The following is a 26,219-nucleotide window of genomic DNA, read 5'->3' as shown; positions in this document are numbered from 1 at the left end:
GGTTGGCTTCAGGAAGTTTTTATTTCTAAATTGAAAAAAAATATTTTAAATATAACTATATGAATTTTACTTCACCAGAGAGTTTAATTTTTTGGACTACTACAGTGTTCATCATCTTTTTTCTATTATTGAAAAAATTTGCTTGGAAACCTATTTTAGGAGCCGTAAAAAGTCGCGAAGAGTCGATCAATAATGCTTTGCAATCTGCAGAAGCAGCTCGTAGAGAAATGCAAGATCTTACCGCTACAAACGAAAGAATCTTACAAGAAGCAAGAATGGAACGTGACGCGATGCTAAAAGAAGCACGTGAAATGAGAGAGAAAATGATTGCTGATTCTAAAAATGACGCACAAGCTGAAGGTGCTAGAATGATTGAGCAAGCAAAATTGGCTATCAATGCAGAGAAAAATGCTGCAATGTCAGAATTGAAAGCGCAAGTTTCTACTTTATCTTTAGAGATTGCTGAAAAATTATTGAAAACAGAATTAGCTAACAAAGACTCACAAAAGCAATTGGTTGAGAAAATGTTAGGTGACGTTACCTTAAACTAATACTATGGCAAGTACAAGAGCAGCTATTAGATATGCCAAAGCAATTTTAGACATCGCACACGATAAAGGTGCAGTTCAAGAAGTGGGTGCGGATATGCAATTGATTGCATCTACAATCAATAGCAATCAAGAATTGCAAAACTTTATTAAAAGCCCGACGATTGGTGCTAATAATAAAGAAGGAGCATTGTTAGAAGTTTTTGCTTCAACAAACGCTACCACAAAATCATTGTTTCACTTACTATTTGTGAACAAGAGATTTGGAATTTTGGAAGCGATTGCACTTGAGTATAAAAAATTATTAGACGAAGTAAACAATGTTGAAACTGCAGAAGTAACAACAGCATTTCCTTTGACAGATGATTTAGAAGCTAAAGTATTGGCAAAAGTCAAAGAATTTACAACTAAAACCGTAACGCTACATAATATTGTAGACGAATCCATTATTGGAGGTTTTATTTTAAGAATAGGCGACAAGCAATATAATGCTTCAATTGCCAACAGTTTACACGTTTTAAAAAGAGAATTAAGTAACTAGTTATTTATATAATTATGGCGGACATTAACCCAGCTGAAATTTCAGCAATATTAAAAAAGCAAGTAGAAGGTTTTCAATCTGGTGCAACGCTTGAAGAAGTAGGAACAGTTCTAAATGTTGGAGATGGTATCGCTCGTATTTACGGGTTATCAAATGTTCAATATGGAGAATTAGTAGAATTCGATAATGGACTTGAAGCAATTGTTTTGAACCTTGAAGAAGATAACGTAGGTGTGGTACTTTTAGGACCATCAACAGGTATCAAAGAAGGATCAACTGCAAAAAGAACACAAAGAATTGCTTCGCTTAAAGTTGGTGAAGAAATGGTAGGACGTGTAGTGAACACTCTTGGTTTTCCAATTGATGGAAAAGGACCAATTGGTGGAACTTTATACGAAATGCCATTAGAAAGAAAAGCTCCTGGAGTTATCTTCCGTCAGCCCGTTACTGAACCTCTTCAAACAGGTATTAAAGCGGTTGATGCTATGATCCCAGTGGGTCGTGGACAAAGAGAGCTTGTAATTGGTGACCGTCAAACTGGTAAATCTACTGTTTGTATTGATACCATTTTGAATCAAAAAGAATTTTACGATGCAGGAAAACCTGTATTCTGTATATATGTTGCAATTGGACAAAAAGCGTCTACTGTAGCAGGAATCGCTAAAATGTTAGAAGAAAAAGGTGCAATGGCTTATACAGTTATTGTTGCTGCAAATGCTTCTGATCCAGCTCCAATGCAAGTATATGCTCCAATGGCAGGTGCTGCAATTGGTGAGTACTTTAGAGATTCTGGTCGTCCAGCATTAATTGTTTATGATGATTTATCTAAACAAGCAGTTGCTTACCGTGAGGTATCTCTTTTGTTAAGAAGACCTCCAGGACGTGAGGCTTACCCTGGTGACGTTTTCTACTTACACTCTCGTTTATTAGAAAGAGCTTGTAAAGTAATCGCGAACGATGAAATTGCAAGAAACATGAATGACTTACCAGATTCTATCAAAGGAATCGTTAAAGGTGGTGGTTCGTTAACAGCTTTGCCAATTATCGAAACTCAAGCGGGTGACGTTTCTGCATATATTCCAACAAATGTAATTTCGATTACTGATGGTCAGATTTTCCTTGATGGAGATTTGTTTAACTCAGGAGTTCGTCCAGCAATTAACGTAGGTATTTCAGTATCTCGTGTTGGAGGAAATGCACAAATTAAATCAATGAAAAAAGTAGCAGGTACTTTGAAATTGGATCAAGCACAATTCCGTGAATTGGAAGCGTTTGCAAAATTCGGTTCTGATTTGGATGCAGTTACTTTAAACGTAATTGAAAAAGGTAGAAGAAACGTTGAAATCTTGAAACAAGGTTTAAATGATCCTTATACTGTAGAAGATCAAGTAGCTATTATCTATGCAGGTTCTAAAAACTTGTTGAGAAATGTTCCTGTAAATAAAGTAAGAGAGTTTGAAAGAGATTTCTTAGACTTCTTGAACAACAAACACAGAGACACATTAGATGCTTTGAAAGCAGGAAAATTAGATGACAAGATTACTGGTGTTATCGAAAGTGTAGCTAAAGAAGTTTCAGCAAAATATAACTAAAAAAAGTACTAAGTAAATAGTATTAAGTATCAAGATTATCACGGTACTTAATACTTAATACTTACGTCTTAATACAATAAAGATGGCAAATTTAAAGGAAATCCGTAATAGAATTACTTCCGTTTCATCAACGATGCAGATCACTTCTGCGATGAAAATGGTTTCTGCAGCAAAGTTGAAAAAGGCACAAGACGCCATTACAGCGATGCGACCTTATGCCGAAAAGTTAACCGAATTATTGCAAAATCTTTCTGCAACTCTTGACGGAGATGTGGGTGGAGAATTTACAACGCAACGCGAAGTAAACAATGTTTTGCTAGTTGCTATTACATCAAACAGAGGTTTGTGTGGTGCTTTTAATACCAATGTTATTAAAGCCATCAAAAGTCGAACGGAATTTTACGCAGGTAAAAATGTAGATGTTTATGCAATTGGTAAAAAAGGTAATGACGTATTGACTAAAACGTGTTCCATCACCGAAAATAAAAGCGCTATTTTCGACAATCTAACCTTCGAAAATGTTGCTGAAATTGCAGATGATTTGACACAAAAATTCTTATCAGGTCAGTACGATAGAATTGAATTGGTTTACAATCAATTTAAAAATGCAGCAACTCAAATTGTAATGACAGAGCAGTTTTTGCCTCTTGCACCAATTGTTACTACTGCAGCAGCTACAAATGTGGATTACCTTTACGAACCAGAGAAAGAAGAAATTCTTTTGACATTGATTCCTAAATCGTTAAAAACACAATTGTATAAAGGAATCAGAGATTCTTTCGCTTCAGAACACGGAGCTCGTATGACGGCTATGCACAAAGCAACGGATAACGCAACAGAATTGAGAAATCAACTGAAGTTGACGTATAACAAAGCACGTCAAGCTGCAATTACAAATGAAATTTTAGAAATTGTTGGTGGTGCAGAAGCATTAGCTGGATAATTTTTATTCAAATATTTTATAGATGAGAGCCAACAAATGTTGGCTCTTTTTTTATTGGCGTAAATTAGTAGTTGCGTTTCTTACCAAACTGCATTGAAACTCCTTCAATTAGAACTCTTTTTTAGCAAACCGCTATTTATTGAAGAACAATTGCTGATCCTCAAATAATGGATTATATTTTCGTTCAACTTTATATAGATTTGGCTCTTGCCAAAGATTAAAGAATACTTCATTTTCCACTTTCATCATACGGAAAATAGTGGTAGCATTCGAGTACGCGAAGTAGTCACACGCAATAATTTTAAGTTTTAGTTCAAATGATAGCTTAAAATCACAAACGCTTCGAAATCTTAAATTTAAGTCATACTTAGTGTTTACTGATTATAAATCTGGAATATATGTATCTATAATTCAATAGTATAATACGTGTAGTTCTACATTATTCAAGGATATTTCGTGTAGTGGTCTATAGTTATAGAATAGTTAAATGTTTCCTCTTACAGTTAAGACGTGCTCAAAATTTATTTCTGGGTGACTTACTTTTAGTATATTTGGGATAGTCATCAATAGATTATTTTTAAATTGATGACAATTCTAATCATATAATTTTCTACTATTAACCACTTTTAAAATTATTAAAATATGAGCTCAGAAATTAAATTGTATATGTTTCAGACAGGTGTTTTGAAATGTAAAGAAAACAACATTAAAATGAATGCGTCCTTGGATCCGTATGAGATTCCGGTGCCGTGGTACCTAATTACGCATCCAAAAGGAAATGTAATTATCGATGGTGGAAATGCCGTTGAATGTGCTACAAATCCAATTGAACATTGGGGCGGAATTACGGAAGTGTATTGGCCTGTTATGACAGAAGCCGAAGGATGTGTCAATGTGATAAAAAGTTTGGGTATTGATCCAAACTCTATTAAATATGTGTTGCAGTCACATCTCCACTTAGATCATACCGGTGCTACTGGAAGATTTCCAAATGCCATGCACATTGTTCAAAGGAAAGAATATGAGTATGCTTTTACCGCAGATTGGTTTGCAGCAGGCGGATATATTAGAAAAGATTTTGATCGTCCCGGTTTAAAGTGGAACTTTTTAGAAATTGAAGGAAACGAAATTTATGACGTTTTTGATGATGGTGTTATTAAAATGATTCCAACTCCAGGTCATTCTCCCGGCCACTGTAGCTTTTTGATTACGCTACCTCAAGATGGGTCGATACTACTTACCGTAGATGCGGCATATACCACAGACCATTTTGAAGATAAAGCATTACCTGGATTCTTGGCTTCGGCGGTAGATTCGGTACGTTCTGTTGCAAAATTAAGAGAAATTGCTTCTGTTCACGATGCACTAGTCGTAACCGGTCACGATCCAGACGCTTGGAAAAAATTCAAAAAAGGACCAGAAGAATATTATAAATAAAATTCCGAATTATGAAAACAAGAGCTGTAGTACTACATAAAATAGGTCATGAAAGACCGTATACCGAAACCAAACCATTAGTAATTGAAGAAGTAGAATTAGAAGATCCTGGATACGAGGAAGTTTTAGTCAAAATTAAAGCTGCTGGAATTTGCCACTCTGATTTATCTGTCGTAGATGGTAATAGACCTAGGCCCGTTCCGATGGTTCTAGGTCATGAGGCTGCCGGAATTATAGAAAAAGTGGGAGACCACGTGAAGGGATTTGAAGTCGGAGATCATGTTGTCTTTGCCTTTTTACCTTCGTGTGGACACTGTAAATATTGCCAATCGGGAAGAGCTGCACTTTGTGAACCAGGAGCCGCGGCTAATGCTGCAGGAACGCTGTTAAATGGTGAACGAAAAATCAAGAAAGACGGAGAATATTACTATCACCATTTAGGAGTATCTGGTTTTGCAGATTATTCTGTGGCTTCCATCCATTCGTTAGTTAAAATTGACAAGAAAATTCCTTTTGAAGTTGCAGCCGTATTTGGCTGCGCAGTTTTGACAGGCGTTGGTGCAGTTGTAAATACTGCAAAAATGCATGCTGGCGAATCTATTATGGTTGTAGGTCTTGGTGGAGTTGGATTGTCTGCGATTTTGGGTGCAAAAGCCGCTGGAGCTTCAAAAATTATTGCTGCAGATATTAGCCAGTATAAACTAGATGTAGCCAAGGATTTTGGTGCAGACGAAGTGGTAAATTCTGGTGAGAAAGGGGCTTTAGAGCAAGTAAAAACAATGACTGATGACGGACCAGATATTTCGGTTGAATTTGCTGGAGCAATGCCCGCTTTAGATTTTGCTTTTAATGCCACAAATCGAGGTGGCCGAACGGTTACTGGTGCTTTGCCAAATCCCGATGCTCGATTATCACTTAATCCATTAACGTTAGTGGGACAAGAAAAAACGTTGAAGGGTTGCTACCTAGGTAGTGGTGCTCCAAAAGTGGATATTCCAAATTTTATGGCAATGTATCAAGCGGGTCGACTTCCTGTAGAAAAATTAATTACGCACCGTTTGAGGCTAGAAGATATAAATGAAGGTTTTGAAAGACTTGCGGCTGGAGAGGCGATTCGGCAAGTGATAATTTTCGATTAATACTACTTTTTTTAAGAGGTATAAATTTGAAAATGAAATTAACAGACAGCTTATTTTTACTTAGAATAATAGAAATAGCTTTCCTTTATAAAAAGGGTACTATTTTGTAATCAGACTAAAAAGGTTAGAATACTATGAAAACGTATAAAGATTTAATGTTCCATCAATCCTACGTAAATGGCGAATGGAAAGAGAATAAAGCAGATAAAATTGATGTAAATAATCCTGCTGACGGTTCTATTGTTGGCCAAGTAGACAACAGTAATGTCACTACGATGAAGGAAGCTATTGATGCAGCACATCTAGCATTTCCAATTTGGAAAAGGAAGACTGCAAAAGACCGATCCATCATTTTGATGAAGTGGTTTGATCTGATTATGGAAAACAAAGAGGCCATAGCACATATTATGGCCTTAGAATCAGGCAAACCACTTGAAGAATGCAAGGGAGAAATTGGTTATGGTGCCTCTTTCATTCAATGGTTTGCAGAGCAAGCCAAGCGTAACAACGGAACAGTGATTCCAGGTTTTACTGAAGATCGTCGTATTTCTGTAATTCGCTAGCCCATCGGAGTTGTAGGGGCAATTACACCTTGGAATTTCCCAATTGCGATGATTACTAGAAAAATAGCACCTGCTCTTTCCGTGGGATGTTCTGTAATTGTTCGTCCAAGTATTATGACGCCTTTTACCGCTTTAGCATTGGCTCAATTAGCACATGAAGCTGGATTTCCAAAAGGAGTTGTAAACGTGGTTGTGGGTGCTGATTCATCAGCAATGGGAAAAGAACTTTGTGAAAATCCTAAAGTAGCCAAAATATCGTTCACGGGGTCAACAAGAGTTGGAAAAATACTCATGCAGCAATGCAGTGAAGGTCTCAAGAAACTTAGCTTAGAACTTGGTGGAAATGCACCTTTCATTGTATTTAAAGATGCCAACCTGCAAGAAGCAGTGCAAGGTGCTATTGCTGGGAAGTTTAGATTTTCTGGACAAACATGTGTTTGTATCAACAGATTTTTAGTGCAAGAAGAAGTTCATGACGAATTCGTAAAGTTATTTGTTGAAGAAGTTAAGAATTTAAAAATCGGAAATGGTCTTGACGAAGGAGTCAATTTTGGTCCTTTAATTGACGAGAAAGCGATTGCCAAAATGGTGGAGTTTGTAGCTGATGCCAAAGAAAATGGCGGATCTATAAAATTAGGTGGTTCCAAAATCGATGCGTATTTCTTCGAACCAACCATAATTGCAAATGCGACGAACAAAATGCGATTTGCCAAAGAGGAAATTTTCGGCCCAATTGCTCCAATTTTTAAATTCAAAACGGAAGAAGAAGCAATTGAAATGGCCAATGATACCGAATTTGGTCTTGCATCTTATTTTTACACCAATGATCTTAACCGTTCCATTAGAGTAAGTGAAGCTTTAGAATACGGAATGGTAGGACTTAATGCCGGACTAATTTCGACAGAAGTTGCGCCATTTGGCGGTATCAAGCAATCGGGTCAAGGTCGCGAAGGTTCGGTTTATGGATTAGATGATTTTGTGGTTCTCAAATATATTTGTACTGGAAATGTGAAATAAATTTGGAAATCCAACGAATCACAAAGAAGTAGAGTTCGCTAAAACTTCTTTTTGAAGTTAAAAATTTCTTTCTAACGGGATGCTTAAAATCCTGTTAGAAAGAAATTTTTATTTTAAGCACATCAATATAATTTTTTAAGTTGAATTGGTTTCAAATCTTGTATTTGAAAGTACAATTACTAAAAAAGCTAACTAAGCAAAGAATTGTAAAATTACGCTGTCCATTCTCCGATTTTCATGCTCCAATTCCCAATCCAATTTTCCTATCTTTGTCACTCTAAAAAATCAAAACCGCAACTTTGGGATTATTCAAAAACCTCTTTAAGCAAACCGCCATTTACGGACTGGCCACTGTCGTTCCGCGAATGTTGAGTTTCATTCTGGTTCGGCTTTATACGGATTTGCTTCCTGCCGAAGAATACGGTCGCGTGAGTGTGATTTTTGTTTACATTATTTTCTTCAATGTGATATTGGCTTACGGAATGGAAACTTCCTTTTTTCGTTTCTACAATACAGAAGAAAATAAGAAGTCAGTAGTAGAAACTTCGATGGTTTCTATCTTTTGGACCACGATTTCATTTTTAGCCATCGCCTTATTATTCAGGAATTCTGCAAGTGATTTTCTTGAAATTGATGTGCAATACATTACGTATGTCATCTGGATTTTGGCTCTAGATGCATTGGTTATTATTCCGTTTTCAAAGCTAAGAGCCTACCAAAGACCGCTATTTTACGCAGCAATTAAAATTGGAAATGTAGTTGTTAATTTGGGATTGAATCTTTTCTTTTTACTTCTCTTACCTGAAATTGCTTCGGATAGTCCAAAGGGTCTTATTAGCTCAATTTACTTTGAAAATTTCGAAATTGGCTATATTTTCATTTCCAATATTGTGGCTAGTTTATTGACTTTCCTTGTGCTTGTGCCCAACTACTTTCAAATTAAGTGGAAATTTGATTTTTCACTGTGGAAAAGAATGATGAAATATGGATTTCCAATTCTTATTGCAGGAATCGCCTTTGCCATTAATGATCAAGTGGACAAACTTTTGCTCAATTACCTTTTGCCAGCTGATGTAGCAGAGGAACAAGTTGGAATTTATGCCGCTTGTTATAAATTAGGCTTATTTATGGTATTGTTTCGTACAGCATATACGCTGGGAATTGAACCATTTTTCTTTAGCTATGCTTCCAATGAAAATGCCAAACAAACGTATGCAACGATCACTAAATATTTTGTAATTTTCGGTTCATTAATGACGTTAGGAATTATAGTTTTTGCAGATGTTTTAAAATTTATTATGATTCCAAATTCTATATATTGGGATGCAATGGGAGTCGTACCGCTAATTATTTTGGCAAACTTTTTTCTAGGAATTTATACCAATCTTTCGGTTTGGTATAAATTGACAAATCAAACGCATATCGGAGCTTGGATTTCTATCGTTGGTGCTGTTTTAACCTTAGTATTAAACTTTTTACTGATTCCTGTTTTTCAAGAAAATTATGGGCAAGGATTTATGGGTGCTGCAATTGCTACGATTGTTGCCTATGGAATGATGATGTTCATATCCTATGTTCTTGGAAACAAGTATTATCCAATTCCGTACGACATGAAAAAAATCAGTTCCTATCTTGGGATTTCTATCCTATTTTCGGCAGTTTATTTTTATCTTTTCAGAGAAAATTACTTCGTAGGCGTTCCGATGTTAATTGCGTTTACCTATTTTATTTATTACAACGAAAAAGAACTTATCAATCGAATTTTAAAAAGAAAAGTTTAATTTTCGGTTCCATAAAAAAAAAGCATTATGAAAATTAAAATAATCAATAAATCACAACACGAATTACCCAATTATGAAACTTTGGCTTCAGCCGGAATGGATTTAAGAGCCAATATTTCAGAAGCTATTGTATTACAACCTTTAGAACGTGCAATTGTGAAAACAGGTTTGTTCCTAGAATTACCTATCGGTTTTGAAGCACAAGTTCGTCCACGAAGCGGACTGGCTGCTAAAAATGGCATAACAGTTTTAAACGCTCCCGGAACAATTGATGCCGATTACCGTGGAGAAGTTGGTGTAATTTTAGTAAATTTATCCAATGTGCCTTTCAAAATAGAAAACGGAGAACGAATTGCACAAATGATCATTGCAAAACACGAACGTGCTGAATGGGAATCAGTAACAGAATTATCAGAAACCGTAAGAGGCGAAGGTGGTTTTGGAAGCACGGGGACAAAATAGTACATAATTACTAGTATTAAATTTTAAACAAATATAAAATCTTTGTGAACTTTGCGAAAAACCTTTGCGAACTTTGCGTTAAAAATCACAAATCATGAAAATAATAGTACCAATGGCGGGAAGAGGTTCCCGATTAAGACCACACACATTAACAATCCCAAAACCATTAATTCCAATTGCAGGAAAACCAATAGTGCACCGTTTGGTAGAAGATATCGCTGGAGTTTTAAACCAACCTATAGACGAAGTAGCTTTTATCATTCACGAAAGTTTTGGTAAAAAAGTGGAAGAGGATTTGATTGCTATTGCTGAAAAATTAGGTGCTAAAGGAACTATTTATTACCAAAATGAAGCTCTAGGAACAGGTCACGCTATTATGTGTGCCAAAGATTCGTTGAGCGGTCCCGCCGTAATTGCGTATGCAGATACTTTGATTCGTGCCGATTTTGACTTGGATACTTCAGCAGATAGTGTAATTTGGGTGAAACAAGTGGATCAACCCGAAGCTTTTGGGGTTATCAATTTGAACGACAAAAATGAGATCGTGGAATTGGTGGAAAAACCAAAAGAGTTTGTATCTGATTTGGCAGTTATTGGAATCTATTATTTTAAAGACGTCGCAGTTCTTAAAGAAGAATTGCAGTTGGTTATTGACAATAATATCATTCACGGTGGCGAATACCAAATTAACGACGGTATCAAGCAAATGATGGCCAAGGGAATGAAATTCGTTCCCGGAAAAGTAGATGAATGGATGGATTGCGGTAACAAAGAAGTAACGGTAGATACCAATACTAGAATGTTAGGTTTTCTACATGCAGATGGCGAGGATTTAATTGCTTCTGATGTAAAGAAAGAAAATGCAACAATCATCTCTCCATGTTATATTGGCGAAGGCGTTGTTTTGAGAAATGCAACCGTTGGTCCGAATGTGTCTTTGGGTAAAGGTTGTCACGTTATTGATTCTACAATTAAAAATAGTTTAGTTCAAACCCATTCCCACATAAAAAACGCCAATTTAGACAATGCCATGATTGGAAATCACGCTTCATTTGATGGTAATTTTACCTCGATCAGTATAGGCGATTATTCTGTTTTAAATTAGTACAATGAAAAAATTTGTAATAGGACTAGTATTGCTCAGTTTGTCTGGAACCACTTTTGCACAACAAGAGCCGGACGATATTGCTTTGGCAACTAATGAATTTCAATTGTCCTATTACGAAGCTTTGAAACAAAAAGGCATTGAAAACAATGATCGAGCAATTGAATCCTTAAAAAAATGCCTAGTTTTAGAACCCAACAATGCCGCAGTTTATAATGAATTAGGTCGTAATTATCTGAAATTACGCGATTACAAAGCATCTTATGATTCTTTTGAAAAAGCGTTTCAGATTGATCCCAAAAATAGATGGTATTTGCATGGAATGTATGATGTGTGTTTCCAAACCAAAGATTACAATCAAGCGGTGGTTCTTGTTGAAAAACTCGTTGCTTTTGATTTAGGATATAGAGAGGATTTGACTTCATTGTATATGTATACACAGCAATTTGACAAAGCTTTAGCATTGATCAATGAGTTAAATGATACGGTTGGAAAATCAGAAAAGAGGGAAAATTACAAGAAACAAATTTTACAAGACGCACGATTTCAAGGAAGTGAAAAGGATGATTTGTTGAAGTCCATTGCAGAAAATCCAAAAGACGAATCCAATTACATCGCTTTGATTTATCTGTATTCCAACAGCAATCAGGAAGAAAAAGCAATGGAAGTTGCTAAGAAATTGGAAAAAGCTATTCCGGATTCCGATTGGGCTCAAGTGAGTTTATTCAAATTTCACTTGAACAATAATGACGGACCAAAAGCCGTTAAAGCTATGAATCAGATTCTAGATAGCAATAAAATTGACAATAAAATAAAACACCGTGTATTGAACGAGTTTCTGATTTTTGCTAAAAACAATGCAGGTTACGAAGCCGAATTGCAAAAAGCAGTTTCTTATTTTAGTGAAGATAAAGAAGTAGCCGTTGCCAAAGAAATAGGTAAATTTTTTCAAAGTAAAGAGGATTGGAACCAAGCAAAAACCTATTATGCGATGCAATTGTCCAATAATCCAAATGATTTAGAAACGGCATTGTTATTGTTTCAAGCGTACGTAAAATTGGAAGATTTTGAAGCTTTGGCAAAGAAATCCGAGGAAATGACCGAACTTTTTCCTTCGCAACCGGACTTGTATTATTTTGCAGGATTAGCAAACAACCAGCTTAAAAAATTCAGTCAAGCCAAAGATTATTTAGAATCTGGAATAGATTATGTTATAGAAAATAAAGCGTTGGAAATTAATTTCAACATTCAATTGGGTGAAGCATACAACGGTTTGGGCGATCAAAAAAAGAAAGAATTGTATTTTAAGAAAGCCGACCAATTATTAAAAAAATAAAAAAATGAATTCAAAAAAGTGGTTTCCTTTCTTTGCATTACTGTTTCTATTGACAATAAGTGCGTGTAAACCTAAAGCATTTATTACGGAAGCAGATGCGGTTAAACCCTTGAAAGCGGAAAAATTAGTTCGGAGTCATTATGAACTGAATAAAGATTTCAAAACGGCGTACATAAAAGCAGCTGTAGATTATAAAGGCCCAAAAGAATCTTTAAATCTTTCAGCAGATATTAGAATTCAGAAAGACGAGAAAATTCTAATTAGTATCCGTTTTTTCGGAATTACTATGGCAAAGGGACTTATAACACCCACAGAAGTAAAGTATTACGAGAAAAGCGGTGGCAATTATTTTGAAGGCGATTATACTACGTTAAGCAAATGGTTGGGAACCGACTTGGATTTCACGAAAGTGCAGAACATGCTTATAGGTGAAGCTTTTGACAATTTGGAAAACGCAAAATTAGAAAGTTCAGTAGAAGAAGGACTGTACAAATTAGAAGATAAATCGACAAAAAACACATTGAAAACCTTTCTTTTTGAGGCTTCTATGTTTTTAATAAAAAAACAGCAAATTCAGCAATTGGCAGAAAACAGGACGTTGACAGTGGGTTATCCCAGCCATCAACAATACGATAAACTTTCGTTTCCAACAGCCTTGAAAATCGAAGCACTCAATCAAGATAAGAAAACACAAATTGGCATTTTTTACAGTTCTGTTAAATTTAATGACGAAATTTCCTTCCCTTATAGTGTTCCAAGTGATTACGATCGAACTTTTATTGACTAAATTTGCACAAATATTTTTATAAACATGCCAAAATACCTTTTCATACTCGTTTTTTTAATTTGTTCCGCTTCGGCTTGGAGTCAAACGGCTCAGGAAAAATTGGAACAACGTAAAGAGCAGATTCAAAAAGAAATTCGTGCCCAAGAAGCATTGTTGCGCAGTCAAGACAAAAAACAGAAGTCCATTTTAACTGAAATTATTCAGCAAAGGGAAAAAATCCGCTTGCGTGAAAGCTTGATTCGAACTACCGAAAAGCAGGCTAAGATCTTAAAGGACGAAATGTATACCAATCAACTTAAAGTAAATCAGCTCAACCGGGAATTGAAAGTCTTGAAAGCGGATTATGCAAAACTGATTATCAAATCGTACAAAAGTCGTTCGGAACAAAGTAGGGCGATGTTTCTTTTGTCTTCGGAAACGTTTTTGCAAGCTTATAAACGTGCACAATACATGAAGCAATATGCGAGTTTTAGAAAGTCGCAAGGTGAAGAAATAAAAGTCAAAAGTGACAAATTAGTAAGCTTAAATACAAAGCTAGATGCACAAAAGGTAGAAAAGCAAAAACTACTTGTTGAACAAGAAAAAGAACGAATTGCTTTGCAAAAAGAGAAAGTAGAACAAGAAAAACTATCTGCTGCAATTCAAAAAGACAAGAAAAAAATTGGGCAGGAGATCAAAAAGAAACAGCAAGAGTCAAAAGATATTGACCGAAAAATTGACCGTATAATTAAGGAAGCCATTGCTGAAGCCAACAGAAAAGCAGCGGCCGCGATGAAAAAAGCAAATCCAAAAACGACTGTAGCAGAAACACGTGCTATTGAAAAATCGGAGAAAATTGTACTTACGCCAGAGGCTAAAATTATTTCAGATAGTTTTAAAGCCAATAAAGGTAGACTTCCTTGGCCAGTTGCCACGGGCGAAATTACGCAACGTTACGGAGATCAGCCGCATCCAGAATTGAAATTTTTAACAGTGCATAGCAGTGGAATTGAAATTACAACAAGTACAGGCGCTCAAGCACGAGCAGTATTTGGTGGAGAAGTATTTAGTATTCAATATATTTCGCCTGTTCAGAAATCTGTGATCATTCAGCACGGGGATTTCTTCTCTGTGTACCATAATTTGAGTTCGGTAAATGTTGTAAAGGGAGAAAAAGTGTCAATCAAACAAAACATCGGAACTATTAGAACAAGTAGCGAGACCGGCAAAACGGTTTTAAAGTTTTTAATAACTCAGAATTCAGGATACACCAATCCACAACCTTGGTTGAGTGCTAACTAGTAGAAACAGAGCATAAAAAAGGCTTGATTTTGAATTTCAAAATCAAGCCTTATTTTATTGCGGCAAGAAATATAAATTTCTAACTTTTTAACCTCAATTACAAATCATTCAACATCTTAGAAATTTCATCTAATTTTGGAGTCAAGATGATTTCAATTCTACGGTTTTTTGCTTTGCCTTCTGCGGTTTCATTGGATGCCAAAGGAGCATATTCGCCACGACCTGCAGCAGTCAAGCTTTGTTTGTTGATGGATTTATTTTCGCTCAAAATGTTTACAATTGCGGTAGCTCTTTTGGTAGATAAGTCCCAGTTATTTTCAATTTGACCCATCGCTCCAGCAAATTTATCATTGTCCGTGTGGCCTTCAATTAAAACCGTAATTTCTGGATTTTGACCTAAAACTTTGCCCACTTCCACAACGGCTTTTCTACCTTCTGAACCTACATTCCAACTTCCGGTTTGAAACAACAATTTGTTTTCCATAGAAACGTATACTTTTCCGTTTTTCTGTTCAACGGTCAAACCTTTTCCTTCAAAAGCATTTAACGCTTTAGAAAGTGTCGCTTTTAATTTTTTTAAGTTTTCGCTTTGTGCATTAATCACGCCTTCCAATTCTGCCACACGATTGGAGCGTTCTTGAAAATCAGCCATTAATTTGTTCAAGCGCTCTTGTTCTGCAGCCAAAGCTTTCTCTTTAGCTTCAAGTTTTGCAAGTAACTCACGGTTTTTATCCATGTTTGTTTTCAGTGCGTCATCACTGTTTTTTTCTAAAGCGCTGTAGGAGCTTTGAAGATTTTTCATATTATTCTGACCTGCAGTTAAATCAGCCAGATATTTATCTCGTTCTGCTTTGGTCTTGTTCAATTCTTCCTGAAGTGCCGATTGGTCGAGTTCCAACTTGTTTTTGGCCTTCGCCAAATCCTCATTACTATCGCTCATGTCACGACTTTCCTTTTTCAAGTTGGCATATTTGTTTTCCAAATCATTGTACAATTTTTTGGAAACGCAAGAACTTGTCAAGCCTAAAATAAGCAGTCCAACCGAAATTTTTTTGATAATCATAGTTTTAATTGTTTTGGAAAAGTTATTTAATTTCAATCATAACGGGACAATGGTCGGAATGTTTTGCATCCGCCAAAATTACCGCGCGTTCTAATTTATCTTCAAGTGATTTTGCGACTAAAATATAGTCAATTCTCCAGCCTTTATTGTTACCTCTGGCTCCAGCTCGATAACTCCACCAAGTATAATTGTGGGGTTCACTATTAAAGTGACGGAAACTGTCTACAAATCCATTTTGCATAAAAAGGTCCAGCCATTTACGTTCATTAGGCAAAAATCCAGAAGTGTTCTTTAATCGAATTGGATCGTGAATGTCAATGGCTTCGCGGCAAATATTATAATCGCCACAGATAATTAAATTTGGAATTTCCTTCTTCAATTCTGTAATATAATTTTGAAAATCATCCATGTACATGAACTTGTGGTCCAATCGTGCATCATTTGTTCCTGAAGGCAAGTACAAACTCATCACAGAAAAAGCATCAAAATCCAACCGTAAGTTTCGGCCTTCAAAATCCATGTGCTCAATTCCTGTTCCTTCTACAACGTTTTTAGGTTCAATTTTAGATAAGACTGCAACGCCGCTGTAGCCTTTTTTTTGTGCAGAAAACCAGTAATTGTATTTGTAACCTAATTTTTCAAATTCCTCCACAGGAACTTGCTCTTTCATTGCTTTAATTTCCTGTAGACAAATTACATCTGGATTTGCTTGTTCAAGCCAAGTCAAGAATCCTTTGGTTATTGCCGCTCGAATACCGTTTACATTATAAGAAATAATTTTCATTTTATGCCTTTATTTTATGCACTCAAAAGTAAATAAAAAGGATTGATTATTCTAAAATAGGCGAATGTTTATAAGTAGGAATGTTATTTAATGAGTAGTTTTGCTATCTTTGTTTTTCCGCCAATATAAAACAAAACGAATGGGTCTAGTAACTGCAAAGGAAATTTCCAAAGCAATTAACACTGAAAAATACGGTATTTTAGGGCAATTTTCAGGTTGGTTGTTGATGAAAATTCTTAAAATTTCGGATCTTAATGAAATGTATGACCGAAATAAGCATTTATCGGATGTTGATTTTTTAAACGCAATTTTAGACGATTTAAAAATAAAATTTGAGATTCCGGAAGAAGATTTAAAAAGATTACCAAAAGACGGTGCTTACATTACAATTTCCAACCATCCGTTGGGAGGAATTGACGGCATCTTACTTTTGAAATTGATGCTAGAACGGGAGCCTAACTTTAAGATAATAGCTAACTTTTTACTTCACCGAATTGATCCGTTAAAACCCTACATCATGCCAGTGAATCCTTTTGAAAATCATAAAGATGTAAAGTCAAGCGTGGTTGGAATCAAGGAAACTTTGCGTCATTTAAGCGATGGAAAACCATTGGGTATGTTTCCTGCGGGAGAAGTTTCAACGTATAGAGATGGAAAATTGGTGGTGGATAAAGCTTGGGAAGAAGGGGCAATTAAAGTGATTCGGAAAGCACAAGTTCCTGTAGTTCCCATTTATTTTCATGCTAAAAACAGCTGGTTTTTTTACTGGTTTTCTAAACTCGGACCGACTTTTAGAACTGCAAAACTACCATCAGAACTACTGACTCAAAAGGGTAGAATTATTAAAGTTAGAATTGGTAAAGCGATCTCTGTTGCAGAGCAAAACGAACACGTTACAATTGATGATTATCGCGAATTTTTACGCAAAAAAACATACATGTTGGCAAATCCTTTTGAAAAGGAAAGTAAACTTTTGCAAACCCCAAGCTTAAAAATTCCTAAAAAAAAGAAAGAAATTGCCGCTGCGGCACATCATGATAAAATTGTTGCCGAGGTAACAAAGTTGAGGGATGCTGACGCACGTTTGTTGCAAAGTAAGAACTATGAAGTGTTTTTTGCAAAAGCGAATGAAATTCCTACCATTTTACACGAGTTAGGTCGTCTGCGCGAAATTACTTTTAGGGAAGTAGGCGAGGGAACCAATGAGTCTATTGATGTGGATAAGTTTGATAAATACTACCACCACATGTTTCTTTGGGATCAAGATGCACAAAAAATTGCAGGAGCTTATCGAATGGGATTGGGATCAGAAATTTTCCCGAAATATGGTATTGAAGGCTTTTACTTGCAAGAATTATTTCGTTTTGAGCCAGAATTATTTGACATGATGAGCAAATCCATTGAAATGGGTCGTGCCTTTGTGATCAAAGAATACCAGCAAAAGCCGATGCCTTTATTCTTACTTTGGAAAGGAATAATGCACACCACGTTGCGTTATCCAGAACATAAATACCTGATTGGCGGCGTGAGTATTAGCAATCAATTTTCTGATTTTTCAAAATCATTGATGATTGAATTTATGAAGTCTAATTACTATGATCCGTACATTGCTCAATACATCAATCCTAAAAAGAATTACAAAGTCAAACTTAAAGATGCTGACAAAGATTTCATTTTTGACGAGGCAGAATCGGATTTGAATAAATTTGACAAAATAATTGACGAGTTGGAACCAGGTAACTTAAGATTGCCCGTTTTAATTAAAAAATATATCAAGCAAAATGCAAAGGTAGTGGCGTTTAACGTAGATCCATTGTTTAATAATGCGGTAGATGGTTTGATGTACATCCGAATTGCAGATATACCAGAAAGTACAATGAAGCCAGTAATGGAAGAATTCCAAGCAGAATTGGAACGGAAACTAGCTGAAAAAGAACATTAAAAATAGACAGAATTTGTTTCTAATTGAAGTAGTAAACATAACCAATATTCAGCATTCCTGAATAGTCGTTGTTTTTGTTTTCTTTATAGGTGTTACGGTCTGGATTCATACCTTCAATCCAATCTGAAAAGTAATACTTCATTTGACCTTCTAAAACTAAATAGTTGTAATCGGTTAGTTTATACCGAATTCCAACACTTCCTGTAGCAGAAAAAGCGGTTCCACTACTGTTTCTAAAACCAGTCACGTATTTTTCGGGAACTACATTTTGATTATTAATTGGACCTTCAAACGAGTACGCTTTCGCCGAATAATTATTGATTTGTGTTCCGACAGCTACATAAGGACTCCAAGTGGCATCGCTGTAATCATCGGTTTTCCATGGATAAAATTCTAATTGCACACCAACACTACCAATTTTAACGTCGCTTCGCATGGCTCTAAGTTGCTTGCCTGTGTTGGTATTTGAATCGGTAGTTGGACCATAATGTTGCAAATTTACCGCCATTCCCGATACATCAAAACGAACTTTAAAGTTTTCGGCAAAACTAGAACGATTTACATTTAAAGATAAAAAATATACTAAGCTTCCGGAGAACCCAACGTTCTTAGTAGTATTTTCAAAAGTGCCTCTTTCGCCAAAATCACCTTGAAAAAAGACAGGACCACCCATAATTCCTATCTCTTGGTAGGTTCTTCCATATTGGGCATGCACTACAGAAATAGTGCACAATAGTAAGAGCAATAGTAGTTTTTTAGGAAACATATAGCGTTAATGTTGGTAAGCGGACAAATATAAATAATTATTAATACATACAATGAGTTCATATATTAAATATCACATTGAAAAACGAGCGTTTTTAGTAATTTTTGTTAACGTATCGCGTGTGCTTTCTAAAATGCAAATAATCTAAATTCTGGATAAAAATAGTGACAAAGTAGATTTATTTAAAGTATCTTTGCCGATTAAAACGAAAACGTTTTCTTAAACGTTAATAATCTAAAAATCATGTCACAAAGTATTAAGTCATTTGTTGAAGCGGTTGCGAAAAATAACCCTAACGAGCCAGAATTTTTACAAGCAGTTCACGAAGTTGCTGAGACTGTAATTCCGTTTATTGAAGAAAACAAAAAGTATCAGAACAAGATGCTTTTAGAGCGTATGGTGGAAGCTGAGCGTATCATTACCTTCCGAGTAGTTTGGTTGGATGATGCAGGTACTATTCAGGTAAATCGTGGGTATAGAATTCAAATGAATTCAGCAATTGGACCTTACAAAGGAGGAATTCGTTTCCATCCATCTGTAAATTTAAGTATTTTAAAGTTCCTAGCTTTTGAGCAAACGTTCAAAAACAGTTTGACTACTTTGCCAATGGGTGGAGGAAAAGGTGGAGCTAACTTTGATCCAAAAGGAAAATCAGACAACGAAATCATGAAATTCTGTCAAGCATTTATGACTGAATTATACCGTCATATCGGACCAAACTTAGATGTTCCAGCTGGAGATATCGGAGTTGGAGGAAGAGAAGTTGGATTCATGTTTGGTCAATATAAAAGAATTCAAAACGAATTTACAGGTGTTTTAACTGGAAAAGGACCTTCATTTGGGGGTTCAAGAATGCGTCCTGAAGCAACTGGATACGGAAACGTGTATTTTGCAGAAAGCATGCTAAAAACCAAAGGCGATACTATTAATGGTAAAACGATTGTAGTTTCTGGTTCAGGAAACGTAGCGCAATTTGCTGCTGAAAAAGCAACTGAACTTGGAGGAAAAGTAGTTACAATGTCAGATTCTGGTGGATACATCTACGATGCTGACGGAATTGATGCTGAGAAACTGGCTTATGTTCAAGAAATTAAAAACGTAAACTACGGTCGTATTAGTGATTATTTAACCAAATATCCTAATGCTAAATATGTAGCTGGAAAACGTCCATGGGAAGTTAAAGCAGACATCGCTTTGCCTTGTGCTACTCAAAATGAATTGAACAAAGAAGAAGCAGAAATGCTTGTTGCTAATGGTTGTATCTGTGTTTCTGAAGGAGCAAACATGCCATGTATTCCAGAAGCAGTTACTGTCTTTCAAAATGCTAAAATTTTATTCGCACCTGGAAAAGCATCTAATGCAGGTGGTGTTGCAACTTCTGGATTAGAAATGTCACAAAACTCTTTACGTTTAGGTTGGACTAGCGAAGAAGTAGATGAGAAATTAAAACGCATTATGTTAGATATTCACGCATCATGTGTGCAATATGGTTCTGACGCAAACGGACACGTAGATTACGTAAAAGGTGCAAATATTGCTGGATTCGTTAAAGTTGCAGACGCAATGTTAGCGCAAGGAGCAGTATAATTCTTACAATATATTTTAAAAGACCGAATCTGATTCTTCAGATTCGGTCTTTTTTTTTTGGAATCAAATGCAATTTGCGAAAGAAAACACGATTATTTTATTTCAAAATAGAATTAAAAGCCAACAATTTCGTTTGTAGTATATTTGCACTTCAAATCTCATACTGATGAAATATTTTTTCGTAGCCTTAGTCTCAATGCTGCTGATCCAAACGGGTTTTGCGCAAAAAAACCAATCTTGGAAAGGCTATTTTTCATATAACGATATTAAAGACATCGCACAATCTCCAACTCAATTTTTTGCCGCCTCTGAAAACGCACTGTTTTCTAGAAGTACTACTACGGATGAAATCAAAACCACCAATACCGTGGACGGACTTTCGGGTCAAACCATTTCTAGTATTTACCACAGTCCAACTTTCAATAGAACCTTGATTGGATATGAAAATGGTTTACTCATCGTAGTTAATGAAGCAGACGGCTCCATAAAGAAAGTGGTAGACATTATCAACAAGCAGCTTCCGCCCAACATAAAAAAGATCAATCATTTTACGGAATTTGAAGGAATCGCATACTTGTCTTGCGACTTTGGAATTGTACAGTTCAATCTGGCCACTTTGCTATTTGGTGATACGTATTTTATTGGAAACAATGGTGCTGAAATTGCAGTCAATCAAACTACTGTTTTCAATGGATTTATCTATGCCTCTTGCAGTTTTAACGGAATCCGGAGAGCGAATATAACGAGTGCAAATCTTATCAATTTCTCAGAATGGACTGAAATCAATAGCGGAGGATGGAACGGAATAGCACAAGTAGGTGCAGAATTAGTAGCCATAAATACCAGTGGCAACTTACAACGATTTAATGGAGCTTCATTTCAACCCTTTTTACAATTTGCACAACCAGCGGTAGATTTGCGTGCCACTGAAAATCAATTGGCAATAACATTTTCAAATCAAGTTCGGTTTTTTAATGCGACATTGGGACCCATCTTGACTGTAAATGATACGCAGTTAAATCAATTAATTTTGCCAAAATTTACATGTGCCGCAATCATCGGAACCACCGCTTATATTGGAACCACTGAAAACGGTGTCATTACAGCTTCAACAAGTGGCCCCGTTAATTTTAACTACCTGCTTCCGGACGGTCCAATCAGGAACAGCACTTTTGCTATTAACGCTTCTACAGAAAATTTATGGGTTGTTTTTGGCGGACATGATTCGGATTATAATCCTTATAATTACGATAATTTTGGTGGACCAGCTTTATATGGTATTTCAAAACTAGTAGATAAAAAGTGGTTAAACATTCCGCCCACCGAAGTTTTGGGAGCAAAAGCCTTGTCGCATATTTCTATTAATCCAAATAATAAAAATGAGGTATTTATTTCCTCCATGTTTTCGGGTTTATTAAAATTGGAAAATGATGAAGCCTCTATGTTATTTACAGCAACCAATACAGCACCAAACGGATTAGAATTTGAACAAGTGGAAGGAAATCCGAATGATATTAGGATTAACAATGCCGTTTTTGACAAATCAGGAAATCTTTGGCTTACCAATAATAAAGTAGTTAAAGGATTAAAAGTTTTAAAAACAAACGGTCAATGGCAAAGTTTCTCGCTAGAATCCATATTGCCCAAATTACCCGATTTTGGAAGTTTAGTTATTGATAAAAACAATACCAAATGGATGGCTTCCAGAGACGGTGTTTTTGCATTTAATGAAAACGGAAATACTTTAAAAGTAATTACAGAAGGAAGCGAAAACGGAAATTTACCTTCACGCGAAATCCGTACACTTGCCATTGACAACCGAAACCAACTGTGGATTGGTACCAATAAAGGATTGCGCGTTTTATCAAGCGTGGACCGGTTTAATGCTGAGGGTCAGATGACTGCCAACCCGATTATTATCTTAGAGGAAGACGTAGCGCAAGAGCTATTATTTGAACAATTCATCACCAATATTGTCGTAGACGGTGCCAATAATAAATGGGTAGGAACCGCAAATTCAGGCGTATTTCAATTTTCATCAGACGGGCAACAAACCTTACAACGTTTTACCGTAGACAATTCGCCATTGCCGTCCAATACCATTTATGATATTGACATCAACCCAATAACGGGCGAAGTTTTCTTTGCCACACCTCAAGGAATTGTGGTTTACAAAGGAATTTCAACAGATGGAAGCGGCGATTTAAATAACGTCATCGTCTATCCAAACCCCGTTCGTCCCGGTTTTGCAGGAACCGTAAAAATTACAGGATTGCTGGATAAAGCCAATGTAAAAATTACCGATATTTCTGGAAATTTAGTTCATGAAGTTATTTCTGAAGGAGGAACCATTGAGTGGAACACCACCGCTTTTGGCAAATATAAAGTGGCGTCCGGAGTCTACATGATTTTTATAGCCGCGCCAGATGGTGTAGAAACCGCCGTTAGAAAAGTAATGATCATAAGGTAATCTCAATTCCTAAATCCTCCACCCGACAATGTTGGTAAAGACCAAAGCAATCGTTTTATCGGCGTTAAAATTCAATGAAAAGAGTTTAGTAGTCAAGTGCTTTACGCTTTCCGACGGACTCAAATCCTACTTTGTCCGCGATGCGTTTTCAGGCAGAAAAAACAATCAGAAAATTGCTTATTTTCAACCCTTGACCTTGTTAGAAATTGAAGCAGTTCATAAAAATAAAGGAACCCTTGAAAATTTTAAAGAAATAAAAATCAGTCAGCCGTACTCCTCCATTCCCACTGATATTTTTAAGAGTACGATCGTGATGTTCCTGTCAGAAATGCTGCACCATTCCATTCATGAAGAAGAAGCAAATCCGGACTTTTTCTCGTTCCTTGAAGCCGCTTTGATGTGGTTGGACACGCACGACCAAAGCGCTAATTTCCACTTGATTTTATTAATGGAGTCCACCAAATTTTTAGGTTTTTATCCCGAAGATTCTAATCCTGACTATGATTTTTTCGAAATGCGAGAAGGGATTTTCATCCCTTTTGAAAATGTAAGTTGCCTCAACAAAACCAATTCGTACTTACTTAAAAAACTACTCGAATTGCGTTTTGATTCTACCCAAGTTTTATTCAATGCAAAGGAAAGACAAGAGCTACTCAAAATTATTATAGAGTATTACGCCTTGCATCTCGACGGTTTTAGAAAGCCAAAATCTTTGGAGGTTTTAGTAGAAGTTTTTTCTTAACAATACGATTTAAAGTAGCATTAGGAGCGAATCGCTTGAGCTTGTCATTGCGAGCTTAGAAGCAATCTCTTCCATTTTCCCGCTTTCCCTCCACATCTCCCGTAGATTGCTTCGTACCTCGCAATGATTACGGGAGGATGTTCCCTCCAATCGGGGTTATTAAGTAATTTATGATTTATTTAGAATCATTTACACATTCAAGCAAAAATCTTGATTCCACAAAATTTCAGGTTCAAAAACAGGCTTTTTGCTTCATCCATCACCCAAAAAGCGTCATTCATAAGTCAAAAAGCCTGAACAACCACCCAATGTGCCTGATTCACCACCAAAAAAGCCTTTTCGATGAGGTTATCTGCTTCAACGATGAAGCAAATAAGTAGACGGATGAGGGTATTAGAAATTAAACTAGTAAGTATGGATATTGAAAAAAGTTGTGTAAACTTGCGTATATTTGCTAGTTAGCGGTCAGGCTAAAATTGCGCAGGGAAAACTTTATAAATTTAAACACCTATGTCACGAAGAAAAATGCAGAATGGAATATGTCGCATATGTAAAAAAAAACTGATTTAAGTTTTGAACATATTCCTCCGAAAGTTGCATTCAATAAGTATACAAAATTTCAAAGCGTTCCATTTTTGGAATATGCGAAAAATGCACACATTTAAGATTATAAACCTTCAGAAAAATTACAACAAGGAGGAATTGGAAATTACTGTCTTTGTAGAAATTGCAATAGTTTTTTAGGAAACAATTATGTGCCTGATTATTTTAAAATGGCTCAAACTGGAAAAGCAATTTTTCAAAATAAAAATTTTTCAAAGGCTATTTTCACGACGATTGAAATCTCACCACTAAAATTACTCAAACAAATATTGGCAATGTTTATTTGTTTAAATGATGCAGAATTTACCGACGATGAATCAGAACTACTAAATTTTATAAAAAATCCAAATGAAAACAAGTTACCGGAAAAATTTAGAGTATTTATGTATCTAAATAACGTCGGTAAAATAAGAAACTTAACTAATATGTATACTAATCATTTTGGATTAGTAAATGAACTAACATTTCCGCCTTTAGGATTTGTACTTAGTGTTAATTCTAAACATAAATTTCCGCTAACTGAAATAACACATTTTAAAAATATTCCTTTAAATTATATTGGCGAAGTGAAATACACACTTTTAAATCATCCAACCCATTTACCATTTCCCATTGATTACAGAAATCTAGAAGAAATAAATGAAGCGGTTAGAAAAAGTGAATTAATGGAAAAAAATCAAAATATCAAAAGGCCGAACCGCTAACAGCCGTTTCATGAAATGGCGAGAAATGTGCATGCATGACAAATTTCTTTCGCAATAATGCTCCCCCTCTGGTGCTCGATTGCATCGAGTACCTGCTTACCTTTTGAAGCAGATTGTAAGCGTTTGCAAAGCGACTAAGTAAAGCAAAAATCATTCTTCTACACCTGTAAATACACCTGCTGTTGACATGAGTTAAAGTGCAAATGATTTACTGATTAGATAGATATAGAAGGTAGCAAGTATGAATATTGAAAAAAGTTGTATAAACTTGCATATATTTGCTAGTTGTACATAATTTTAAGAAAACTCAATCTGAATGAAAAAAATGAAATTCAACTATTTTGTGTTTGTAATGATGGGAATCGGACTAATAGGAATGTTATATCTTATTAAAAGAAATTCCGACTTCAGTGAAAGCTTAATTAAAATAGATAAGGATAAAAGTTATGATATTCAAGTGGAAAACGCTTATAATGAAAGAGGAGCTTATATTCTGAATAATAAATACTTTATAGCAAGTGCTACTTCCATAATTAGGAACGATTATGGAAATTCAAATGATAAGGCGATTTGGAGACCAAAAAACGCCAAATTTATTCCTACAATATCTAATATTTCTGCTCCTTTTAGAATCCATAAGGAAATTGATAATGACACGGTAAAAATAGATAAAGGAAATAAAACGATTTTACTACTCATGTCAGATGACTGATAAAAAAACTATGTACAACAGCTAAGGTTTCGTTGCGTTCGGAGAACGAACAATGAAACCTGTGTTGAACGGAACCGATTACATGCCGTCAACACTTATGGAGTTATCGTAAAGCGTTTTTAAGAATATCGAGAGGATTAGATGATCCTCTTTTTTTGTGCAGTAAAATGTGGGTCATTTTTTAGTGTTTACCTTCACTTTTGAGCACAGTGCCCTTACCCATTCCAAGTTAATTTTGGTGGGACTTTGCCTTTTGGCTAACGCCAAGATACCAAGCCGGTGGACCTCTCGTGTCAAAAACCAATATTGTATGC

At 35.8% G+C, this 26,219-nt stretch carries 21 protein-coding genes and 1 pseudogene; 19 read left to right on the top strand and 3 right to left on the bottom strand.

Features of this window, described 5'->3' with window-relative positions; all coding sequences use genetic code 11:
* The first annotated feature begins 59 nt into the window (after positions 1-59).
* The 13 genes and pseudogenes from H602_RS0106155 (at position 60) to H602_RS0106090 (ending at position 14,532) form a co-directional block, all read left to right on the top strand.
* Positions 60-551, top strand: a complete 492-nt coding sequence (locus H602_RS0106155; RefSeq protein WP_026977224.1) for a F0F1 ATP synthase subunit B — start codon at positions 60-62, stop codon at positions 549-551.
* A gap of 4 nt (positions 552-555) precedes the next feature.
* Complete coding sequence (gene atpH / locus H602_RS0106150; protein ID WP_026977223.1) at positions 556-1,089, top strand: ATP synthase F1 subunit delta; 534 nt, start codon at positions 556-558, stop codon at positions 1,087-1,089.
* Between the two features lie 14 nt (positions 1,090-1,103).
* Positions 1,104-2,681, top strand: a complete 1,578-nt coding sequence (atpA, locus tag H602_RS0106145; RefSeq protein WP_026977222.1) for a F0F1 ATP synthase subunit alpha — start codon at positions 1,104-1,106, stop codon at positions 2,679-2,681.
* Positions 2,682-2,763: 82 nt separating this feature from the next.
* Entirely contained in the window at positions 2,764-3,624 is an 861-nt protein-coding gene (gene atpG, locus H602_RS0106140) for an ATP synthase F1 subunit gamma (RefSeq protein WP_026977221.1), read from the top strand.
* Positions 3,625-4,266: 642 nt separating this feature from the next.
* Entirely contained in the window at positions 4,267-5,061 is a 795-nt protein-coding gene (gene attM, locus H602_RS0106130) for an AttM family quorum-quenching N-acyl homoserine lactonase (RefSeq protein ID WP_211224039.1), read from the top strand.
* An 11-nt stretch (positions 5,062-5,072) separates the two neighbouring features.
* A complete protein-coding gene (locus H602_RS0106125) occupies positions 5,073-6,200 on the top strand; it encodes a zinc-dependent alcohol dehydrogenase family protein (protein WP_026977219.1) in 1,128 nt (375 codons plus the stop codon).
* A 134-nt stretch (positions 6,201-6,334) separates the two neighbouring features.
* Positions 6,335-7,780 (top strand): annotated as a pseudogene (locus tag H602_RS18265) (NAD-dependent succinate-semialdehyde dehydrogenase).
* A gap of 299 nt (positions 7,781-8,079) precedes the next feature.
* The gene (locus H602_RS0106115; RefSeq protein WP_026977218.1) at positions 8,080-9,561 is read left to right on the top strand and encodes a lipopolysaccharide biosynthesis protein; all 1,482 of its coding nucleotides are present in this window, start codon (positions 8,080-8,082) and stop codon (positions 9,559-9,561) included.
* 27 nt (positions 9,562-9,588) lie between these two features.
* On the top strand, positions 9,589-10,023 hold the full coding sequence (dut, locus tag H602_RS0106110) for a dUTP diphosphatase (protein ID WP_026977217.1): 435 nt from the start codon (positions 9,589-9,591) through the stop codon (positions 10,021-10,023).
* Positions 10,024-10,117: 94 nt separating this feature from the next.
* On the top strand, positions 10,118-11,128 hold the full coding sequence (locus H602_RS0106105; protein ID WP_026977216.1) for a sugar phosphate nucleotidyltransferase: 1,011 nt from the start codon (positions 10,118-10,120) through the stop codon (positions 11,126-11,128).
* A 4-nt stretch (positions 11,129-11,132) separates the two neighbouring features.
* On the top strand, positions 11,133-12,464 hold the full coding sequence (locus tag H602_RS0106100) for a tetratricopeptide repeat protein (protein ID WP_026977215.1): 1,332 nt from the start codon (positions 11,133-11,135) through the stop codon (positions 12,462-12,464).
* A 4-nt stretch (positions 12,465-12,468) separates the two neighbouring features.
* Positions 12,469-13,251, top strand: coding sequence for a lipoprotein insertase outer membrane protein LolB1 (gene lolB1, locus H602_RS0106095; RefSeq protein WP_026977214.1), 783 nt, complete (start codon positions 12,469-12,471; stop codon positions 13,249-13,251).
* 24 nt (positions 13,252-13,275) lie between these two features.
* A complete protein-coding gene (locus H602_RS0106090) occupies positions 13,276-14,532 on the top strand; it encodes a murein hydrolase activator EnvC family protein (RefSeq protein WP_026977213.1) in 1,257 nt (418 codons plus the stop codon).
* A 97-nt stretch (positions 14,533-14,629) separates the two neighbouring features.
* On the opposite strand, the gene H602_RS0106085 is transcribed toward H602_RS0106090, so the two are convergent.
* Together H602_RS0106085 and H602_RS0106080 are read right to left on the bottom strand one after the other, a co-directional pair.
* Positions 14,630-15,592 (bottom strand): OmpA family protein, encoded by a 963-nt coding sequence (locus tag H602_RS0106085; RefSeq protein WP_026977212.1) that lies wholly within the window; start codon positions 15,590-15,592, stop codon positions 14,630-14,632.
* A 25-nt stretch (positions 15,593-15,617) separates the two neighbouring features.
* Positions 15,618-16,379, bottom strand: coding sequence for an exodeoxyribonuclease III (locus H602_RS0106080; RefSeq protein WP_026977211.1), 762 nt, complete (start codon positions 16,377-16,379; stop codon positions 15,618-15,620).
* Positions 16,380-16,518: 139 nt separating this feature from the next.
* On the opposite strand from H602_RS0106080, the gene H602_RS0106075 reads away from it, so the two are divergent.
* Positions 16,519-18,321: a GNAT family N-acyltransferase gene (locus H602_RS0106075; RefSeq protein ID WP_026977210.1), complete on the top strand. Its 1,803-nt coding sequence runs from the start codon at positions 16,519-16,521 to the stop codon at positions 18,319-18,321.
* Positions 18,322-18,340: 19 nt separating this feature from the next.
* On the opposite strand, the gene H602_RS18260 is transcribed toward H602_RS0106075, so the two are convergent.
* Complete coding sequence (locus H602_RS18260; protein ID WP_051224222.1) at positions 18,341-19,087, bottom strand: THC0290_0291 family protein; 747 nt, start codon at positions 19,085-19,087, stop codon at positions 18,341-18,343.
* Positions 19,088-19,330: 243 nt separating this feature from the next.
* Between H602_RS18260 and gdhA the strand changes: the two genes are divergently transcribed.
* The 5 genes from gdhA (at position 19,331) to H602_RS0106040 (ending at position 25,905) form a co-directional block, all read left to right on the top strand.
* A complete protein-coding gene (gdhA, locus tag H602_RS0106065; protein WP_026977209.1) occupies positions 19,331-20,674 on the top strand; it encodes an NADP-specific glutamate dehydrogenase in 1,344 nt (447 codons plus the stop codon).
* A 166-nt stretch (positions 20,675-20,840) separates the two neighbouring features.
* Positions 20,841-23,144, top strand: coding sequence for a type IX secretion system anionic LPS delivery protein PorZ (gene porZ, locus H602_RS0106060; RefSeq protein WP_026977208.1), 2,304 nt, complete (start codon positions 20,841-20,843; stop codon positions 23,142-23,144).
* Positions 23,145-23,172: 28 nt separating this feature from the next.
* Positions 23,173-23,886 carry a DNA repair protein RecO gene (gene recO / locus H602_RS0106055; RefSeq protein ID WP_026977207.1) on the top strand — a complete coding sequence of 238 codons (714 nt, stop codon included), beginning with the start codon at positions 23,173-23,175 and terminating at the stop codon, positions 23,884-23,886.
* Positions 23,887-24,659: 773 nt separating this feature from the next.
* Positions 24,660-25,193 carry a hypothetical protein gene (locus H602_RS19290; RefSeq protein WP_026977206.1) on the top strand — a complete coding sequence of 178 codons (534 nt, stop codon included), beginning with the start codon at positions 24,660-24,662 and terminating at the stop codon, positions 25,191-25,193.
* Positions 25,194-25,509: 316 nt separating this feature from the next.
* Positions 25,510-25,905 (top strand): hypothetical protein, encoded by a 396-nt coding sequence (locus H602_RS0106040; protein WP_026977205.1) that lies wholly within the window; start codon positions 25,510-25,512, stop codon positions 25,903-25,905.
* Positions 25,906-26,219: the final 314 nt, after the last annotated feature.

The organism is Flavobacterium tegetincola DSM 22377, from assembly GCF_000425485.1.
GTDB classification, from domain to species: domain Bacteria; phylum Bacteroidota; class Bacteroidia; order Flavobacteriales; family Flavobacteriaceae; genus Flavobacterium; species Flavobacterium tegetincola.
The sequence above is the reverse complement of the archived record's forward strand: the minus strand, read 5'-3'. Positions and strand labels throughout refer to the sequence as shown.

Excerpts from the sequence above, each read along its gene's own strand:
- H602_RS0106155 (WP_026977224.1), top strand. The coding sequence starts at position 60 with ATGAATTTTACTTCACCAGAGAGTTTAATTTTTTGGACTACTACAGTG.
- atpH (WP_026977223.1), top strand. The coding sequence starts at position 556 with ATGGCAAGTACAAGAGCAGCTATTAGATATGCCAAAGCAATTTTAGAC.
- atpA (WP_026977222.1), top strand. The coding sequence starts at position 1,104 with ATGGCGGACATTAACCCAGCTGAAATTTCAGCAATATTAAAAAAGCAA.
- atpG (WP_026977221.1), top strand. The coding sequence starts at position 2,764 with ATGGCAAATTTAAAGGAAATCCGTAATAGAATTACTTCCGTTTCATCA.
- attM (WP_211224039.1), top strand. The coding sequence starts at position 4,267 with ATGAGCTCAGAAATTAAATTGTATATGTTTCAGACAGGTGTTTTGAAA.
- H602_RS0106125 (WP_026977219.1), top strand. The coding sequence starts at position 5,073 with ATGAAAACAAGAGCTGTAGTACTACATAAAATAGGTCATGAAAGACCG.
- dut (WP_026977217.1), top strand. The coding sequence starts at position 9,589 with ATGAAAATTAAAATAATCAATAAATCACAACACGAATTACCCAATTAT.
- H602_RS0106105 (WP_026977216.1), top strand. The coding sequence starts at position 10,118 with ATGAAAATAATAGTACCAATGGCGGGAAGAGGTTCCCGATTAAGACCA.
- H602_RS0106100 (WP_026977215.1), top strand. The coding sequence starts at position 11,133 with ATGAAAAAATTTGTAATAGGACTAGTATTGCTCAGTTTGTCTGGAACC.
- lolB1 (WP_026977214.1), top strand. The coding sequence starts at position 12,469 with ATGAATTCAAAAAAGTGGTTTCCTTTCTTTGCATTACTGTTTCTATTG.
- H602_RS0106090 (WP_026977213.1), top strand. The coding sequence starts at position 13,276 with ATGCCAAAATACCTTTTCATACTCGTTTTTTTAATTTGTTCCGCTTCG.
- H602_RS0106080 (WP_026977211.1), bottom strand. The coding sequence starts at position 16,379 with ATGAAAATTATTTCTTATAATGTAAACGGTATTCGAGCGGCAATAACC.
- H602_RS0106075 (WP_026977210.1), top strand. The coding sequence starts at position 16,519 with ATGGGTCTAGTAACTGCAAAGGAAATTTCCAAAGCAATTAACACTGAA.
- H602_RS18260 (WP_051224222.1), bottom strand. The coding sequence starts at position 19,087 with ATGTTTCCTAAAAAACTACTATTGCTCTTACTATTGTGCACTATTTCT.
- gdhA (WP_026977209.1), top strand. The coding sequence starts at position 19,331 with ATGTCACAAAGTATTAAGTCATTTGTTGAAGCGGTTGCGAAAAATAAC.
- porZ (WP_026977208.1), top strand. The coding sequence starts at position 20,841 with ATGAAATATTTTTTCGTAGCCTTAGTCTCAATGCTGCTGATCCAAACG.
- recO (WP_026977207.1), top strand. The coding sequence starts at position 23,173 with ATGTTGGTAAAGACCAAAGCAATCGTTTTATCGGCGTTAAAATTCAAT.
- H602_RS19290 (WP_026977206.1), top strand. The coding sequence starts at position 24,660 with ATGGCTCAAACTGGAAAAGCAATTTTTCAAAATAAAAATTTTTCAAAG.
- H602_RS0106040 (WP_026977205.1), top strand. The coding sequence starts at position 25,510 with ATGAAAAAAATGAAATTCAACTATTTTGTGTTTGTAATGATGGGAATC.